This window comes from Fictibacillus arsenicus (assembly GCF_001642935.1).
Taxonomy (GTDB): Bacteria; Bacillota; Bacilli; order Bacillales; family Fictibacillaceae; genus Fictibacillus; species Fictibacillus arsenicus_B.
Genome location: NZ_CP016761.1, coordinates 2,355,674 through 2,372,052, shown reverse-complemented (window position 1 = coordinate 2,372,052; position 16,379 = coordinate 2,355,674). Strand labels below are relative to the sequence as shown.

Annotated in this window: 19 protein-coding genes and 1 pseudogene; 18 read left to right on the top strand and 2 right to left on the bottom strand. The window is 39.3% G+C overall.

The annotated features are described in order from the left end of the window. Nucleotides 1–12 precede the first annotated feature (12 nt). Nucleotides 13–1,185, top strand: coding sequence for a thiolase family protein (locus ABE41_RS12245; RefSeq protein ID WP_066290665.1), 1,173 nt, complete (start codon nucleotides 13–15; stop codon nucleotides 1,183–1,185). 57 nt (nucleotides 1,186–1,242) lie between these two features. On the opposite strand, the gene ABE41_RS12240 is transcribed toward ABE41_RS12245, so the two are convergent. Next, nucleotides 1,243–2,157, bottom strand: a complete 915-nt coding sequence (locus ABE41_RS12240; RefSeq protein WP_066294816.1) for an aldo/keto reductase — start codon at nucleotides 2,155–2,157, stop codon at nucleotides 1,243–1,245. Nucleotides 2,158–2,255: 98 nt separating this feature from the next. Then, a complete protein-coding gene (gene mciZ / locus ABE41_RS12235) occupies nucleotides 2,256–2,390 on the bottom strand; it encodes a Z-ring formation inhibitor MciZ (RefSeq protein WP_066290662.1) in 135 nt (44 codons plus the stop codon). 98 nt (nucleotides 2,391–2,488) lie between these two features. Here mciZ and ABE41_RS12230 point away from each other — a divergent pair, with 98 nt between their 5' ends. From ABE41_RS12230 to spoVAD, 17 genes and pseudogenes are all read left to right on the top strand, one after another. Beyond that, nucleotides 2,489–3,037 (top strand): NUDIX hydrolase, encoded by a 549-nt coding sequence (locus ABE41_RS12230; RefSeq protein ID WP_066290660.1) that lies wholly within the window; start codon nucleotides 2,489–2,491, stop codon nucleotides 3,035–3,037. A gap of 22 nt (nucleotides 3,038–3,059) precedes the next feature. Beyond that, nucleotides 3,060–4,224, top strand: a pseudogene (locus ABE41_RS12225) (endonuclease Q family protein). Between the two features lie 70 nt (nucleotides 4,225–4,294). Next, on the top strand, nucleotides 4,295–4,933 hold the full coding sequence (gene spoIIM / locus ABE41_RS12220) for a stage II sporulation protein M (protein ID WP_066290654.1): 639 nt from the start codon (nucleotides 4,295–4,297) through the stop codon (nucleotides 4,931–4,933). Between the two features lie 117 nt (nucleotides 4,934–5,050). Then, nucleotides 5,051–5,521, top strand: coding sequence for a ferric iron uptake transcriptional regulator (fur, locus tag ABE41_RS12215; RefSeq protein ID WP_066290651.1), 471 nt, complete (start codon nucleotides 5,051–5,053; stop codon nucleotides 5,519–5,521). A 160-nt stretch (nucleotides 5,522–5,681) separates the two neighbouring features. Then, the gene (locus ABE41_RS12210; RefSeq protein WP_066290648.1) at nucleotides 5,682–5,909 is read left to right on the top strand and encodes a YqzK family protein; all 228 of its coding nucleotides are present in this window, start codon (nucleotides 5,682–5,684) and stop codon (nucleotides 5,907–5,909) included. An 11-nt stretch (nucleotides 5,910–5,920) separates the two neighbouring features. After that, nucleotides 5,921–6,811, top strand: a complete 891-nt coding sequence (gene xerD, locus ABE41_RS12205) for a site-specific tyrosine recombinase XerD (RefSeq protein ID WP_066290646.1) — start codon at nucleotides 5,921–5,923, stop codon at nucleotides 6,809–6,811. A 113-nt stretch (nucleotides 6,812–6,924) separates the two neighbouring features. Then, nucleotides 6,925–8,109: a phosphopentomutase gene (gene deoB / locus ABE41_RS12200; protein ID WP_066290644.1), complete on the top strand. Its 1,185-nt coding sequence runs from the start codon at nucleotides 6,925–6,927 to the stop codon at nucleotides 8,107–8,109. Nucleotides 8,110–8,121: 12 nt separating this feature from the next. Beyond that, entirely contained in the window at nucleotides 8,122–8,934 is an 813-nt protein-coding gene (locus ABE41_RS12195) for a purine-nucleoside phosphorylase (protein WP_066290641.1), read from the top strand. An 81-nt stretch (nucleotides 8,935–9,015) separates the two neighbouring features. Further along, the gene (locus tag ABE41_RS12190; RefSeq protein WP_066290639.1) at nucleotides 9,016–10,320 is read left to right on the top strand and encodes a pyrimidine-nucleoside phosphorylase; all 1,305 of its coding nucleotides are present in this window, start codon (nucleotides 9,016–9,018) and stop codon (nucleotides 10,318–10,320) included. 554 nt (nucleotides 10,321–10,874) lie between these two features. After that, nucleotides 10,875–12,041 carry a D-alanyl-D-alanine carboxypeptidase family protein gene (locus tag ABE41_RS12185; RefSeq protein WP_066290637.1) on the top strand — a complete coding sequence of 389 codons (1,167 nt, stop codon included), beginning with the start codon at nucleotides 10,875–10,877 and terminating at the stop codon, nucleotides 12,039–12,041. A 114-nt stretch (nucleotides 12,042–12,155) separates the two neighbouring features. Further along, nucleotides 12,156–12,506 carry an anti-sigma F factor antagonist gene (gene spoIIAA, locus ABE41_RS12180; RefSeq protein WP_066290635.1) on the top strand — a complete coding sequence of 117 codons (351 nt, stop codon included), beginning with the start codon at nucleotides 12,156–12,158 and terminating at the stop codon, nucleotides 12,504–12,506. 1 nt (nucleotide 12,507) lies between these two features. Next, entirely contained in the window at nucleotides 12,508–12,948 is a 441-nt protein-coding gene (gene spoIIAB, locus ABE41_RS12175) for an anti-sigma F factor (RefSeq protein WP_066290632.1), read from the top strand. Between the two features lie 12 nt (nucleotides 12,949–12,960). After that, on the top strand, nucleotides 12,961–13,719 hold the full coding sequence (gene sigF, locus ABE41_RS12170; RefSeq protein WP_066290631.1) for an RNA polymerase sporulation sigma factor SigF: 759 nt from the start codon (nucleotides 12,961–12,963) through the stop codon (nucleotides 13,717–13,719). A gap of 125 nt (nucleotides 13,720–13,844) precedes the next feature. Next, complete coding sequence (locus tag ABE41_RS12165; RefSeq protein WP_066290629.1) at nucleotides 13,845–14,465, top strand: stage V sporulation protein AA; 621 nt, start codon at nucleotides 13,845–13,847, stop codon at nucleotides 14,463–14,465. Further along, nucleotides 14,455–14,877, top strand: coding sequence for a stage V sporulation protein AB (locus ABE41_RS12160; RefSeq protein WP_066290627.1), 423 nt, complete (start codon nucleotides 14,455–14,457; stop codon nucleotides 14,875–14,877). Before ABE41_RS12165 ends, ABE41_RS12160 begins: the two co-directional genes overlap by 11 nt. Nucleotides 14,878–14,895: 18 nt before the next feature. Beyond that, nucleotides 14,896–15,351, top strand: a complete 456-nt coding sequence (gene spoVAC, locus ABE41_RS12155; RefSeq protein ID WP_066290626.1) for a stage V sporulation protein AC — start codon at nucleotides 14,896–14,898, stop codon at nucleotides 15,349–15,351. Between the two features lie 11 nt (nucleotides 15,352–15,362). Then, nucleotides 15,363–16,379, top strand: a complete 1,017-nt coding sequence (gene spoVAD, locus ABE41_RS12150; protein WP_066290625.1) for a stage V sporulation protein AD — start codon at nucleotides 15,363–15,365, stop codon at nucleotides 16,377–16,379.

Below are 16,379 nucleotides of genomic sequence, written 5' to 3'. Positions count from 1 at the left end.
GAGGTGCAGTATATGAGTATCTACTTAATTGATGGTGCCAGAACGGCATTTGGTTCTTTTGGAAAATCATTAACAGATATATCCCCGACACAGCTTGGAGAAACAACAGCAATCGAAGCGATGAAGCGTGCCAACATAACTCCCTCGGATGTAACAGATGTGGTATACGGAAATGTTATTCACTCTAGTAAAAATGCTGCTTATGTTGCGCGTCATACAGCGCTAAAGGCAGGTGTTCCTTCAAGTGTTCCTGCAATGCTGGTCAACAGGCTATGCGGATCGGGACTGCAAGCTGTTGTCTCTGCCATGCAGAATCTACGAGATCATGAAGGCGGCATAGCATTATGCGGTGGAATTGAAAACATGTCACAGTCTCCTCATGCTTCATTTACTCACCGGTTTCACAATCAAAAATTCGGTGCAATCTCTTTTGAGGATATGCTGCTTCAAACACTTAGTGATGAGTATATAGGATGCGGGATGGGAATTACTGCAGAAAATTTAGCAAAACAGTATAACATCTCGAGAGAAGAACAAGATGAATATGCAAGCCATAGTCATCAAAAAGCTGCAGCAGCAAGTGAAAGCGGAAGATTTAAAGATGAGATCGTGTCGGTACCTTTAAAAAATGATGAGTTTTTTACAGAAGATGAAGGAATTAAACCGCAGACAACCTCTTCAAAACTTGGCCAGCTGCGTCCTTCTTTCCAAAAAGATGGAACAGTAACTGCAGGAAACTCTTCATCTATAAATGACGGAGCTGTTTCTTTAATTCTTGCTCATGAGAAAGATATAAAAGAAAAGAAACTAAATCCTCTAGCAGAAATTGTTTCATGGGCTGTTACAGGAGTTGATCCTAATGTCATGGGTATCGGTCCAGTTCCTGCGATCAGGATGGCTTTGGATAGAGCGGAATTGTCTATTGATGATATTGGCTTATTTGAAATAAATGAAGCATTCAGCTCCCAGTACTTAGCTGTGGAAAAAGAGCTAAAGCTTGACCGCGGCCGAACAAATGTAAATGGAGGAGCTATTGCATTAGGACATCCTGTTGGAGCAAGCGGTGCGAGGCTCCTATTAACACTTGCATACGAAATGAAGAAGCGGAATGAAACATACGGCGCCGCGAGTCTATGTATCGGCGGTGGCCAGGGGATTGCAATGATTTTGAAATTGGCAAAATAAAAATTCGGGGCTGTCCAAAAAAGTAAGGGGAACTTACTTTAGGCAGCCCCGAATTTCTTATTTCCGGTGAGCTTCATAAGTTTCTGCTGGAAACAAAGCCTCAAGTTCTTTTCTTTCACTTTCAGTCAGCCCAGGAGATTTAAAGGTATTGATATTTTCTAACAGCTGTTCAATCGAACTTGCTCCAGCTGCAGCGGTTGCTACAACTGAGTGACTGAGAATGAATTTTAATGCCGTTTGAGTAAGTTTTTCGTCTTGCGGGATGATCGTTTTAACCTTTTCTAACTTCTGTTGAATATCTTTTCCATTAAAAGATAGAAACATTTCGTCGTGATTCTTCACAAATGCCTTCTCGCTAAGCCATCCTTTTGCGACAGGTCCCCGTGCTACAACACTGATTTCTTTGGATTTTAAATAAGGGAAAAGTTCTTCAGGCCTTCTGTCAAGAAGGCTGTACTGCATCATTACGCTTTGGATGTTAGAATGCTCAGCATAATATTGGATTGTGTTCGGACGAATTGACGATATGCCGTAATAACGGATCAATCCTTCAGATACCAGTTCTTCAAAAGCTTCAATCGTTTCGTCCATCGGGTCTTCGATAGTTCCGCCATGCAGCTGATAAAGATCGATATAATCCGTTTGCAAGCGACGCAGGCTTTCTTTAAGAGCAGATTTTATGTACTTTTTAGACGGATTCCAATTCCAGCTATCTTTAGCTTCATTCCAGTCATTTCCGCCTTTAGTTGCTAGGATAATATCATGCCTTACATCTTTTAAAAGCTTTCCTATTAATTCTTCATTCCAGCCAAAATTGTATAGATCAGCTGTGTCAAAATAGTTAATACCATGATCGAGAGCTGTCTTCACAATGCTCTCGTTTTCCTTTCCAAGGTCAGGAGAAAGGGACATGCAGCCAAGTCCAAGTTCACCTGCATAAAGTTCAGAAGTACCAATCCTTCTTTTGTTAATCATTTTTTTCACCTCCAAATGGTATTTTACCGGAATTTATTTTTATTAAACGTATCACATAAATAGACAAAAATAAAAACTCCCCGATTTCTGGGAAGCTACTTTTTAGGTGCTGTTGCATCAATCCAGTCTTGAACGAGCTCGTGCTGGCGCATATAGTTTCTTAACATATATTTAATCTGCCATGCTTTGCCTACTAATGTAATCCCTTTTGGCTGCAAATAGATCTTCATTAATAACCCCCCCTTTTACTTGCAAGTAATGGAAGTATTCCAAAGTATGATAGACTTTATGTAGTGAAAGAAATAAATAGACCATTGGAGTGTGTAAAATGGAAAATTTGACAGAAAAAACGATAACCAAGGAACAGATATATAATGGAAAGATTATAGATTTATATGTAGAAGAAGTGGAACTGCCTAACAAAAAGATCGGAAAACGTGAGATTGTTAAGCATCCAGGGGCTGTAGCAATACTAGCTGTTACAGATGAAGGGAAAATCCTCATGGTGGAACAATTTCGCAAACCTCTAGAGAAAACCATCATTGAGATTCCTGCAGGCAAGCTCGAAAAGGGAGAAGACCCGCTGGAATGTGCAAAACGGGAGCTGCTTGAAGAGACAGGGTACAGCTGCGAAAAAATGGAGCCGATCGGTTCTTTTTACACTTCCCCAGGTTTTGCTGATGAGCTGATTCATTTATTTTTTACGGATTCACTAATAAAAAAAGGTGCTCAGATGACAGACGAAGATGAATTCTTAAATGCTATGGAAATAAGTGTTGACGAAGCAAGACAAATGGTGAAAGACGAAAGAATTCATGATGCGAAAACCGCCTACGGTGTAATGTATATGGAGCTTGCTCGTGCAGCAGGCAGATAATCTTCGTCCTTTTTTTGCCGATATGCATATTCATATTGGTGCATCACGAACAGGAAGACCAGTTAAGATAACAGGTTCTCGTACTTTAACACTTTCGAATATTTTATATGAAGCGAAATACAAAAAAGGTATGGATATCATCGGAATTATAGATTGTCATGCACCTGAAGTTTTAGATGAATTGAAAGAAATGAAGGAAAACGGGCAGTTAAATGAACATAAAGACGGTGGATTAGAAGTAAATGGACTCACTCTGATTCCAGGAACAGAAATTGAAATTAATGATGAAAACTGCCAAGGTCCTCTCCATGTCCTAGTATATATGCCAGATGGATAAAATGGAAACATTGAGCAGCTGGCTGGGTGCTCGGATGAAGAATATTAATTTGAGCTCACAGCGAATGTACGGGAGTGCAAAAGAGCTGCAAAAAACAGTTCAGCAATTAGGAGGATTATTTATCCCCGCTCATATTTTTACTCCATTTAAAAGTTTGTATGGAAAAGGGGTTAAATCTTCTATCTATGAAGTTCTAGATCCAGATTTAATAGACGCTGTTGAGCTGGGACTAAGCTCAAACACAGAGATGGCATCTCGGTTAAATGAATTGTCATCTTATCCGTTTTTATCAAACTCAGATGCTCATTCTTTAGAAAAGATTGCCCGCGAGTATCAGATGATTACTCTAGCTGTACCTACTTTCAAGGAATTCAAAATGGCTTTAGAAGGAAAAGAAGGAAGGGGAATAATTGCTAACTACGGGTTAAATCCTTACCTGGGCAAGTATTATAACTCAGTATGTGAAAAATGTTTGGATACTTTCGATTATAAAAACATGAATAATTGCCGGAAATGCGGCAGCAGCAAGTTTATAAAAGGAGTTCATGACAGAATACAAGAGCTAAAAAGCAATTCAGAACAAAATTCAATAAACCGTCCTCCATATGTACACCAAATACCATTGGAGTTCATACCAGGTCTTGGTCCTAAAACACTGCTTAAATTGCGTGAAGCATTCGGTACAGATATGGATATTATTCATGCTGCACCTGCAGAGCAGTTAAAAAAAATCATAAAACCATCACTTGCTGATCACATCCTTTCTGCGCGTTCTGGAGAACTTTCCATCCAGAGGGGCGGAGGGGGAACATACGGCAAGATAGTAACAGGTAAACCTATCAATTCATAAAAAAGAGACATACCTCTTCTGCTGATTCATAGAATAGAAATAAGAGTTTTGGTAGAGGAGGCAGGGCCACATGGATAATCTTCGTTACTATATGCATCAGCACTTGCAGGAAAATAAAACGCTGTATGCTTTTGTTGGTGTTTTATTTTTAATGGGAGTAATATTTGGAGCAATCATCGTTAATTCCTTAAGCCTTAATCAAAAACAAGATCTCTATACGTATTTATCCCGTTTTTTTATTCAAGCTTCAGAAGGCGGGTTTACTAGTAGATCGGATATGTTCTTTCAAAGTTTTGGACATTATTTAAAATATATGGGGCTTATGTGGCTGTTAGGTTTATCAGTGATCGGGCTGCCTGTCATTTTGATCATGTTATTTTTAAAAGGTGTAGTTATCGGGTTCACTGTAGGATTTTTAGTTAATCAGATGGGCTGGTATGGTTTTTTATTATCTTTTGTGTCGGTGCTTCCGCAAAACGTGCTTTTAATACCTGCTTTTATTATCGTTTCAGTAGCTGCGATTTCTTTTTCTATTAAAATGATCCGTCAGCTTGCTTTCAAGAGACATCATGTTCCGTTTTTGCCGCAGTTGCTGCGTTATTCCTTGCTGGTAGCAGGGGTTGGCATCATGGTATTTTTAGCTTCTACTCTCGAAGCATTTTTTACGCCGTCCTTAATGGAACAAGTCATTAAGTGGTCGATACAATAAGCGATAATAATTGTTTTTTAATAATAAGTTTAAATCGTTATTTAAAATGACTTTAAATTGACAACTTTTTTTTCCATGCTTATAATTGTCTTGTGTATACATAAGGAGGAAACGGGTATGGAAAGCAGAATCGACCGTATCAAAAAACAGCTGCATTCACAAAGTTATAAGCTGACTCCACAGCGTGAGGCGACCGTGAGAGTCCTCCTCGAAAATGAAGAAGATCATTTAAGTGCGGAAGACGTCTATTTACTCGTCAAAGAAAAAGCGCCAGAGATTGGTCTTGCAACAGTCTACCGTACACTGGAACTTTTAACAGAACTTAAAGTAGTAGATAAAATAAACTTTGGTGACGGTGTTTCCCGTTATGATCTTAGAACGGAAGGTGCCGATCACTTTCATCACCATTTGGTTTGTATTGAGTGTGGAGCTGTTGATGAAATACAAGAAGACCTTCTTGGCGATGTGGAAAAAGTTGTTGAAGAGGGCTGGAATTTTAAAATTAAAGATCATAGGCTGACATTTCATGGTATTTGTCACAGATGTCACCCAGCCGATAATAATGAAGGTGAAGGAAGCGGAGAGTAGCGCTTCCTTTTTTATCATTATTCATTACTTTTCTAATGGAAAGAAATATTTACAAAAGTTTATGAATCAGGTAACGTATGAGGTGTAGTTTTAACTTTTACGTATAATATGGGAGCATGTGGGCATAACCTGTACTATTAGAGGGACAGGGGTGGACACGATGGTTTCCTGGATGAAAATCGTTTGGAATACGGCGAAAGTTTTTTTAGCCTTTTCTTTATGCACGCTGGTTTTCTATTTTGGTTTGCTTTGGATTAACCAGGAATATGAAAATTATCATAAATATGACGAACCTAAAGGGAAAGCAGTTAAAGTTTTCAATTTAAGTACGGATAAAGATTCGAATATTATAAAACGGCTTTTTTATTTCTATCAGACGGGTGAATAAGGAGGGGTATAGTGAACGATCATGTTCAGGATTTTCTTCAATATATTATTGTTGAACGAGCCCTTTCAAAAAATACGATAGACTCTTACAGAAGAGACTTGACTCAGTATGTTCTTTTTTTAGAAAAAGTGGAATCAATAGAAACAATTGATCAGATTGAACGCAATAATATTATGGGATATCTTTTATTTTTAAAAGAAAATGGTAAGGCTTCCACAACGTTAGCACGCAACATTGCATCCATACGTTCATTTCATCAGTTTTTGTTTAGAGAGAAGGTTTCGCTTCAAGATCCTTCTGTACATATTGAAACACCAAAAACAGAAAGAAAACTGCCAAAAGTGCTGTCTCCCCAAGAAGTTGAGGCATTGCTCGAGACACCAGCTTCGAACGATCCTTTCTCGCAAAGAGATAAAGCCATGCTCGAACTTCTATATGCTACAGGTATTCGGGTATCTGAATTAGTTCAGTTAAACATAAGTGATATCCACCTTAATATGGGGTTCATACGCTGTATGGGTAAAGGCAGCAAGGAGAGAATCATTCCGCTCGGAAAAATGGCTCAATCAGCGATAGAACGATATATTAATAGCGGCCGATCGGAAATGTTAAAAGGCAAGAAAACGGAAGCACTGTTTCTGAACCACCATGGTAATCGATTATCCAGGCAAGGCTTTTGGAAAATATTGAAACAGTTAGCGAAAAAGGCTAGAATAGAAAAAGATTTGACGCCGCACACTCTTCGTCATTCTTTCGCAACACATCTCTTAGAGAATGGTGCAGATTTGCGTGCAGTACAAGAAATGCTTGGCCACGCTGACATTTCAACCACACAGATTTATACCCATGTCACTAAAACCAGATTAAAAGATGTTTACTCCGCCTTTCACCCGAGGGCGTGAGCATCTTTTTTGTTTTTGGTTGTCAGACTTCCGACATCATGGAGAATTTGTTTGTTGTACGCTTTAAAAGGAAATAGTAAATAGAGTGTAGTTAAGAATTTCAGGAGGAAAAAATGGAACAATCTCGTTTTAAACGCACATTTTTAATCGTAATGGATTCTGTGGGTATCGGAGAAGCACCTGATGCTGACAAGTTTGGTGATAAAGGGGCTCATACGCTCGGTCATATTGCAGAACATATGAATGGACTGCAGGTGCCAAATTTAGAAAAATTGGGTCTTGGAAATATTGATCCAACAATGAAAGGTATTGAAAAAACAGAAAACCCGCTTGCACATTTTGCAAAGCTTCCTGAACTATCAAATGGGAAAGATACTATGACAGGGCACTGGGAGATCATGGGTCTTCACATTCAGGAACCATTTCAAACGTTTCCTGAAGGATTCCCTGATGAGTTAATAGACCAATTGACTGAAAAGTGGGGAAGAGACATTCTAGGAAACAAAGCTGCTTCAGGAACAGAGATTATTTCTGAGCTTGGAGAAGAACATATGAACACTGGAAAACTAATCGTTTATACATCTGCTGATTCAGTTTTACAGATTGCAGCTCACGAAGATATCGTACCGATTGAAGAGTTATATGAAATCTGCGAAACAGCAAGGGAAATGACACGAGAAGGCAAGTATATGCTTGGACGAATCATCGCTCGTCCATTTACAGGGAAACCAGGTGCGTTTGAAAGAACGGCAAACCGCCATGATTATGCATTAAAACCATTTGGCAGAACTGTAATGAACGAACTTCAAGACGGCGGCTTTGACAGCATCGCTTTAGGTAAGATCTCAGACATCTTTGATGGTGAGGGAGTAACAAAAGCAATCCGTACGAAATCAAATATGGATGGGATGGACAAGCTGGTTCAATCCATGGAAGAAGATTTCACTGGTCTTAATTTCTTGAATCTGGTAGATTTTGACGCACTGTACGGCCACAGAAGAGATCCGAAGGGATATGGTGAAGCACTTCAGGAGTTCGACCTTCGCCTGCCTGAAGTCCTAAATAAGTTAGAAGATGATGATCTTCTCATTATTACAGCCGATCATGGAAACGATCCAGTTCATCATGGGACTGATCATACGCGTGAATATGTGCCTTTATTGGTCTATCACAACGGAATTAAAAAAGGAAAAGAATTAAATATAGGAAATACATTTGCAGATATAGGTGCAACAATCGCAGAAAATTATAATGTAAAAAAACCAGAGATCGGAAAAAGCTTTTTAAGCCAGCTTTAAGGGGGAAAAGACATGTCAACTAAATTACAAACATCAGCGGAATTTATTCAATCAAAATTAGATTCTTCACCTAAAATCGGACTTATTCTAGGATCGGGATTAGGAATTTTAGCCGAAGAAATCAAAAATCCTGTTGTAATTCCTTACTCAGAAATTCCTGAGTTCCCTGTTTCAACAGTTGAAGGACATGCAGGCCAGCTTGTGATTGGTGAGCTTGCAGGAAAACAAGTAGTAGCCATGCAGGGACGGTTTCATTATTATGAAGGCTATTCTATGGAAAAAGTAACGTTTCCCGTTCGTGTAATGAAGCTGATTGGTGTAGAAACAATCGTAGTCACGAATGCAGCAGGCGGGGTAAACAAAGACTTCGAAGCTGGTGATCTTATGCTTATTACTGATCATATCAACAATATGGGAGATAACCCTTTAATAGGAGCAAACGATAATTCGTTTGGTGTTCGTTTTCCTGATATGAGTGAAGCATATACGAATTCATTGCAGGAAGTAGCTAGAAAAGTATCAAATGAACTTGGCATCAAACTGAAAGAAGGAGTTTACGCAGGTAATACCGGTCCTTCATATGAAACACCGGCAGAAGTTAGAATGCTGCGTGTTCTAGGTGCAGATGCTGTTGGAATGTCTACAGTTCCTGAAGTGATCATCGCTCGCCATGCGGGAATGAAGGTAATCGGAATCTCTTGTATCTCAAATATGGCAGCTGGAATCTTAGATCAGCCGCTTACTCACGATGAAGTAATGGAAACAACAGAGATGGTAAAAGCTAATTTCCTTTCTTTAGTGAAAGGCATTGTAAAAGAAATTTAAGTAATCAAGCAAAACTAAATTATACAGCTGGTAAAAAAATTCGTATCAGATGTATCGTAATAAGAAAGTGGTGTTTTTTACATGAGAATGGTTGATTTAATACAAAAAAAACGTGATGGAAAAGAACTGACGAAAGCTGAGATCGATCATATTATTCAAAATTATACGAAGGGCGAAATTCCTGATTATCAAATGTCAGCTTTCGCGATGGCTGTATATTTTAAGGATATGACAACTGAAGAACGTGCTAACTTCACAATGGCTATGGTGGAGTCTGGGGACCAGATTGACCTTTCTGCAATTGAAGGCATTAAAGTAGATAAGCACTCAACTGGCGGTGTTGGTGATACTACAACACTTGTACTTGCTCCATTAGTCGCAGCTCTCGGTGTACCGGTTGCGAAGATGTCAGGACGCGGGTTAGGTCATACTGGAGGTACGATCGATAAGCTGGAAGCTGTTCCAGGGTTTCACGTAGAGATCGACAATGAACAATTTATTGAATTAGTTAATAAAAACAAACTGGCTGTTATCGGTCAGAGCGGAAATCTTACACCAGCTGATAAAAAGCTGTACGGTCTGCGGGATGTAACTGCAACTGTAAATTCAATCCCGCTGATTGCGAGTTCGATCATGAGTAAGAAGATCGCAGCTGGTGCAGATGCCATTGTACTTGATGTTAAAACAGGTGCGGGTGCGTTCATGAAAACACCTGAAGAAGCGGAAGAGCTTGCGAATGCAATGGTTAAGATCGGAAATGCTGTAGGCAGAAACACAATGGCTGTTATTTCAGACATGAGCCAGCCTCTCGGACTTGCAATCGGTAATGCGCTTGAAATCAAGGAAGCAATTGATACGCTTAACGGGAAGGGTCCAAAAGATCTTGAAGAGCTTTGCTTAACATTAGGTTCTCATATGGTTTACTTGGCTAAAAAAGCAAGCTCACTTGAAGAGGCAAGAGAAATGTTAAAAGATGCGATTTCGTCTGGAAAAGCACTTGAAACATTAAAAGTATTCTTGAAAGCTCAAGGAGGCGACGATTCAGTCGTTGATCATCCTGAAAACCTCCCACAAGCTGCACATACATTTGAGTTAACAGCAGATGAGGACGGATATGTGTCTGAGATAATTGCGGATGAAATTGGAACTGCAGCGATGATCTTAGGTGCTGGAAGAGCAACAAAGGAATCAGAAATCGACTTGGCAGTTGGATTGATGCTCAACAAAAAAGTTGGAGATCAAGTTTCTAAAGGAGATTCTCTTGTAACCATCTACAGCAACACTGAAAATGTTGAAGATGTTAAAAATAGAATCCGCAGCGCTTATACAATTTCGAAAAACGCTGTTGATGCACCACCTTTAATTTATAAAGAAATTAAACAATAATTATAGAAAAAGAGGCTGGCTCAATAGGATTAAACCTTTGAGTTCATGCCTCTTTTTTTCTTTGGAAGTGGTTGATTTCCGCTCCAGGATGCTCGCTTTCCGCGGGAGTCTCGCACCTTGCACTCCAATCAACTTGTCAATGAAGGTCCTTCGCAAAAACGAATCAAAAGCAACATTCTTTAAGAAATAGCTTTTTTATGAATATTAAATACTTTATACAAATCTTAAGTGTGTTCTTGAGGAGTACATATTAAAGAGTTTTGTCCTCACCACGAACACTTTAAACATCCTCATTACCGCTATCCGGAAGAATCGCACATTAAATACAAAAATCCCACGTTATTTTGATTAATCGCACGTTAAATCTAAAAATCGCACGTTAATTTTAATATATAGAACTTTCGACAAGATTGATACGCTATGTAACGATTACGGTTACTCCGCGATAGTTATACTTTCAAAAACAAAACTTTTCTTATCTATCACACATGGCAAATACGGTATAAAGTGAAAAATTATGGAAAAAATAAAGCTATATGAATGGAGGGAAAAGTATGAAAGCCTTGATTTCAGGTTTATTGAGTTTGTGTCTGTTAGCGTCATTTTCCGTTCCGAAAGCGGAAGCTGCGGAAAAAGAAAAAGTACAACTAGCTGAAAAAAGTCATTCTGCTATATTAATGGAACAAGACAGTGGAAGTATATTATATGAAAAGAACAGCCACGAAAAGCTTCCGCCAGCAAGTATGACTAAAATTATGACGTTAATTTTAGTAATGGAAGCGATTGACAAAGGGAAGATCAGCTGGAACGATAAAATTCGTGTAAGTGATTATGCAGCAAGCATGGGCGGATCGCAAATATTCCTGGAACCTGGAGAAGAAATGCGAGTAGAAGATATGGTTAAAGGCATCGCGATTGGAAGTGCAAACGATGCATCCGTTGCAATGGCAGAACATATTGCAGGATCTGCAGATTCATTCGTAGGTTTGATGAACGATAAAGCTAAGAAATTAGGTTTGAAAGATACCTTCTTTAAGAATGCTACAGGTCTTCCGGCAGCCGGTCATTATACATCTGCACATGATATGGCGATCATGGGGAAAGAGCTTCTTAAACATGAAGAAGTAACTAAATTTACTGGACTATATGAAGATTATTTGCGTGAAGATACAGACAAGAAGTTCTGGCTTGTAAACACAAACCGTCTTGTTAAGTTTTATCCTGGTGTGGATGGATTAAAAACAGGATTTACAAATGAAGCGAAATATTGTTTGACAGCTACAGCGAATAAAAATGGAATGAGAGTAATAGCTGTTGTAATGGGAGCACCAACGCCGAAAGAACGAAACGCCCAGGTAACTTCTATGCTCGATTATGCATTTACTCAATTCTCAACAAAAAAATTATTTGATCGTCATGAAATCGTAAAAGAAGTAAAAGTACAGAAAGCGGACAAACCAAAACTTCCAGTCGTAACTTCTGAGAATATCTCTCTCTTATTGAAAAAAGGAGAAGCTGTTAAAAAGATTAAAACAGAGGTCACGGTTGATAAAGATTTAAAAATGCCAGTTAAAAAAGGGCAGCAGATAGGTTCTTTGAAGATATGGAACGGCAAAGACCTCATTACAGAAAGCCCGGTATTAGCTTCAGAAACGATAAAGAAAGCTTCCTGGTGGAAATTATTTAAACGTACAGCAGGGCAAATGTCAAAATCTTTATAAATCATTGTTATTCTTGACATTTATAGGCGAATTCCCACTAGTTTTGTCATCAGTGAAGGAATTCGTCTATTTTTATAGAAAATCACGTTATCCAAAAAAGAAGGAGAGGATAGCGTGGGATTAGCTGTCAATCTGGAACTTAAACACACTGTTTTGTGTATCCGCTTAGACGGAGAACTTGATCACCATACAGCAGACTTGCTCAGATCACAAGTGGAAGATTACTTGAAAAAGCATACCGTAAACCACATCATTCTTAATTTAGAAGGTTTAAGTTTTATGGATAGCTCTGGTCTTGGTGTCATTTTAGGCCGTTATAAACAAATTAAGAATCAGGATGGAGAAATGGTGGTATGCGCTATTTCACCTGCTGTAAAAAGACTTTTTGAAATGTCAGGCTTATTTAAAATTATCAGGCTTGAGGAAGATGAAGAGCTTGCACTGCAGGCATTGGGGGTGGCTTAATATGAGAAATGAAATGAAGATTCAGTTTTCAGCTTTAAGTCAAAACGAATCCTTTGCCCGTGTGACTGTTGCAGCATTTATTGCCCAAGTCGATCCTACTGTGGACGAATTAACTGAAATCAAAACAGTTGTTTCTGAAGCCGTTACAAATGCAATTATCCATGGTTATGAAAATAAAGCAACCGGCATGGTTTACATTGAGGCAGCAATAGAAGAGGACACTATCCACCTTACGATACGTGACGAAGGTTTGGGGATACCTGATCTAGATCAGGCGAGACAGCCTCTATATACTTCTAAGCCAGAGCTGGAACGCTCAGGAATGGGCTTTACGATCATGGAGAATTTTATGGACGAAGTTGAAGTCATCTCAGAACCGTCGTACGGAACTACGATTCACTTGACAAAATACTTAACCAAAAATAAAGCTATGTGTAATTAAGGGAGTATGCCTATGGATGTCGAGGTGAAAGGCAGCAAAAGCGAACCGTTTCTTAAGGATGAAGAGATAAAATTATTAATTAAACAAAGTCAGGAAGGAGACCAGCACGCCCGCGATACGATTGTTGAAAAAAATATGCGGCTTGTCTGGTCTGTGGTTCAGCGCTTTTTAAACAGAGGTTATGAAGCAGATGACCTTTTCCAAATCGGCAGTATTGGTCTGTTAAAATCAGTGGATAAATTTGATCTGTCTTACGATGTAAGATTCTCGACCTACGCTGTTCCGATGATTATCGGCGAGATTCAGCGTTTTATACGTGACGACGGAACAGTAAAAGTAAGCCGCTCTCTGAAAGAGACTGGCAACAAGGTTCGGAAGGCTAAAGACGAGTTATCTAAATCTCTTGGACGGACACCGACGATTAATGAAGTCGCTCAATATCTAGAAGTAGCGGTGGAAGATGTTATTATGGCACAGGACGCTGTAAGAGCACCTCAGTCTATACATGAGACTGTTTATGAAAATGATGGTGATCCAATAACTCTTTTAGACCAAATCTCAGATCATGCAGAAAGTAAATGGTTTGATAAAATTGCTTTAAAAGATATTATGGACAAGCTGGATGAGCGGGAGCGTCTAATCGTGTATTTACGATATTTTAAAGACCAGACCCAATCCGAAGTAGCTGAACGGCTTGCCATCTCACAAGTTCAAGTATCGAGACTCGAAAAGAAAATATTGTTATTTATGAAAAACCAGATGGAGACTTAATAAGTCTTATCTGGTTTTTTATTTTTTTAGTGGTAGTTTTTGGTTGTTTTCTGTTGTAAAGCATGATTAGAAATGCCAAATCGCATACTAAACACAAATGCGCTGAAGAAAAGAGGCGAAGTAAATTGGATAAAGTAATATACCTTCGTATGCGGCAACGCGTTCAAGTCCTTCAGCATCAGAAAGTAACGATTGAAGATGTAGCGCAAATCGTCGCATCAGATGAAAAAGAAAGGGAGATTAAAAAATATATCATTCATGAAGTAACCCCCGAAGATAAACATTTAATTGTTATCGATGTAATGAGGGTAATAGGTACGATTCAAAAGAATAACCAAGAGATCGATGTTCAGACGATCGGACCCGCCCAGTCCATCTTGGAAATCCAGATGAAACAAAAAACATTAGCTCCAGTATATTTTGTACTCGTGTGGCTTCTGCTCTTCACGGGTTCGGCTCTTGCCATTATGAATTTTCATGAAGATGTCAGCATGCAGCTTGTTCATCAGAAAATTTATTACATGATTACTGGGCATTATAAGGAGCAGCCACTGCTGTTGCAGATTCCTTATTCATTTGGCCTGGGGCTCGGAATGATTCTATTTTTTAATCATTTGTTTCGAAAAAGGCTTAATGAAGAACCAAGTCCGCTCGAAGTAGAAATGTTCAATTACCAGCAAGACCTCGATCAGTATGTAATCGTCCATGAAAATAAAGAAACAGAGAAGAAAATCAATGACGATTAAAGTTTTGCTTATTGCCTTTATTGGATTTGGCGGAGGTATAACTGTAGGTTCAGGTCTCGTTGCATTGATAACGGTTCTGGGGATTGTACCAAGGCTTATGCAGCTTTCAAAAACCTACAGCTTTATAAGAAGTTACGAGCTAAGCATTATACTTGGTGCGGTTTTAGGGGGATGGATGAACTTGAGAAATGCTTCATTTTCATTTTCTCCGATAATTCTTGCACCGGTCGGCTTACTGGCTGGTATTTTTGTCGGAATGCTTGCCGCTGCATTAACGGAGGTATTAAATGTTTTGCCGATTTTAGCGAAGCGTGTGGGCTTTGGTGAAAAAATTATCATTATATTAATGGCCATTGTGTTTGGAAAAATTTCGGGGTCCTTGTTTCATTGGATCTATTATATCAATCATTAAGAAGTGGAGTGAAACAACATGGCAACAAAAGAAGAACAACAAGCTTATGCTGAAAAAATTAAACCAATACAGCCTAAACCTCCATATGTGATCAATTGCTTAAAAGCATTTTTCGTAGGCGGTTTAATCTGTTTAATCGGCCAAGCGATACAAAATTTTTATATGACGTTCTTTAATTTTTCACAAGAAACAGCAGGTAACCCAACTGTTGCAACCCTGATTTTGATCGCTGCCCTTCTGACAGGTCTTGGTGTCTATGATAAGATCGGGCAATTTGGTGGAGCGGGATCAGTTGTACCAGTAACGGGTTTTGCTAACGCTGTAACGAGTGCTGCCCTAGAACATAAAAGCGAAGGACTAGTACTAGGTGTCGCAACAAACCTGTTCAAACTAGCCGGTGCCGTTATTGTTTTTGGAGCGGTTGCAGCTTACATTTTTGGAATGATCAGATATATATTTCAGCATGTGATGTGAGGAGTGAGCTCATGAATTTATTAGGCAGACAAACATGGAAATTTGCAAACAGCATCTATTTGAATGCTGCTGGTACTGCTGTTGGTCCAATGGAAAGTGAAGGACCGCTCGGAAGCTATTTTGATAAGACTTATAACAATCTACATTGCGGTCAAAAAAATTGGGAGCTGGCTGAACGGCAGCTGATGGAAGATGCAATTGATTTCTGTTTAAAGAAATCAAAACTAAACCCTGAAGACATTAACTTTTTGCTTGCAGGAGATCTTTTAAATCAGATTGTATCCTCAAATTATACAGCCAGAGGAAACGGTATCCCTTTTTTAGGGGTTTTTGGAGCTTGTTCTACTTCTATGGAATCTCTTGCGCTTGGAGCCGCCCTGGTAGACGGCGGTTATGCAAACAGAGTTATTGCGGCGGTCAGTTCACATAATGCAACTGCTGAGAGGCAGTTCAGATATCCAACTGAATATGGCGGGCAAAAACCAGATACAGCAACATTTACCGTGACTGGAGCAGGTGCGGCACTAGTAAGTAAAGAGGTATCAGATATAAAGATTACTTCAGCTACAGTAGGAAAGGTTGTAGATCTGGGTATTAAAGATCCTTTTGATATGGGTTCAGCTATGGCTCCTGCCGCGGCAGATACGATTGCTGCCCATTTTAAAGAGATGAATGTCTCACCTGACGAATACGATCTTATCGCTACGGGAGATCTGTCAGGTGTCGGAGCCCCAATAGTAAAAATGCTTCTTAAAGAACAAGGATATGACATTTCTGATAATCACTGTGACTGCGGTTTAATGGTCTATCGTTCAGATCAGCAAGTGTTTGCTGGGGGAAGCGGTTGTGCATGTTCGGCAGTCGTAACTTATGGCTATATCCTGGATGAAATACGAAAAGGAAACTTAAAGAAGGTGATGATGGTCGCTACAGGTGCACTGTTAAATCCTGTGATGGTCCAGCAAAAAGAAACAATTCCAACTGTCGCTCATGCAGTAGTTTTAGAGCGGGCGGAAGGAGGTATGTAA

Coding starts and splice junctions, on each gene's coding strand:
- ABE41_RS12245 (WP_066290665.1), top strand. CDS start 13: ATGAGTATCTACTTAATTGATGGTGCCAGAACGGCATTTGGTTCTTTT.
- mciZ (WP_066290662.1), bottom strand. CDS start 2,390: ATGAAGATCTATTTGCAGCCAAAAGGGATTACATTAGTAGGCAAAGCA.
- ABE41_RS12230 (WP_066290660.1), top strand. CDS start 2,489: ATGGAAAATTTGACAGAAAAAACGATAACCAAGGAACAGATATATAAT.
- spoIIM (WP_066290654.1), top strand. CDS start 4,295: ATGGATAATCTTCGTTACTATATGCATCAGCACTTGCAGGAAAATAAA.
- fur (WP_066290651.1), top strand. CDS start 5,051: ATGGAAAGCAGAATCGACCGTATCAAAAAACAGCTGCATTCACAAAGT.
- ABE41_RS12210 (WP_066290648.1), top strand. CDS start 5,682: ATGGTTTCCTGGATGAAAATCGTTTGGAATACGGCGAAAGTTTTTTTA.
- deoB (WP_066290644.1), top strand. CDS start 6,925: ATGGAACAATCTCGTTTTAAACGCACATTTTTAATCGTAATGGATTCT.
- ABE41_RS12195 (WP_066290641.1), top strand. CDS start 8,122: ATGTCAACTAAATTACAAACATCAGCGGAATTTATTCAATCAAAATTA.
- ABE41_RS12190 (WP_066290639.1), top strand. CDS start 9,016: ATGAGAATGGTTGATTTAATACAAAAAAAACGTGATGGAAAAGAACTG.
- ABE41_RS12185 (WP_066290637.1), top strand. CDS start 10,875: ATGAAAGCCTTGATTTCAGGTTTATTGAGTTTGTGTCTGTTAGCGTCA.
- spoIIAB (WP_066290632.1), top strand. CDS start 12,508: ATGAGAAATGAAATGAAGATTCAGTTTTCAGCTTTAAGTCAAAACGAA.
- sigF (WP_066290631.1), top strand. CDS start 12,961: ATGGATGTCGAGGTGAAAGGCAGCAAAAGCGAACCGTTTCTTAAGGAT.
- ABE41_RS12160 (WP_066290627.1), top strand. CDS start 14,455: ATGACGATTAAAGTTTTGCTTATTGCCTTTATTGGATTTGGCGGAGGT.
- spoVAC (WP_066290626.1), top strand. CDS start 14,896: ATGGCAACAAAAGAAGAACAACAAGCTTATGCTGAAAAAATTAAACCA.
- spoVAD (WP_066290625.1), top strand. CDS start 15,363: ATGAATTTATTAGGCAGACAAACATGGAAATTTGCAAACAGCATCTAT.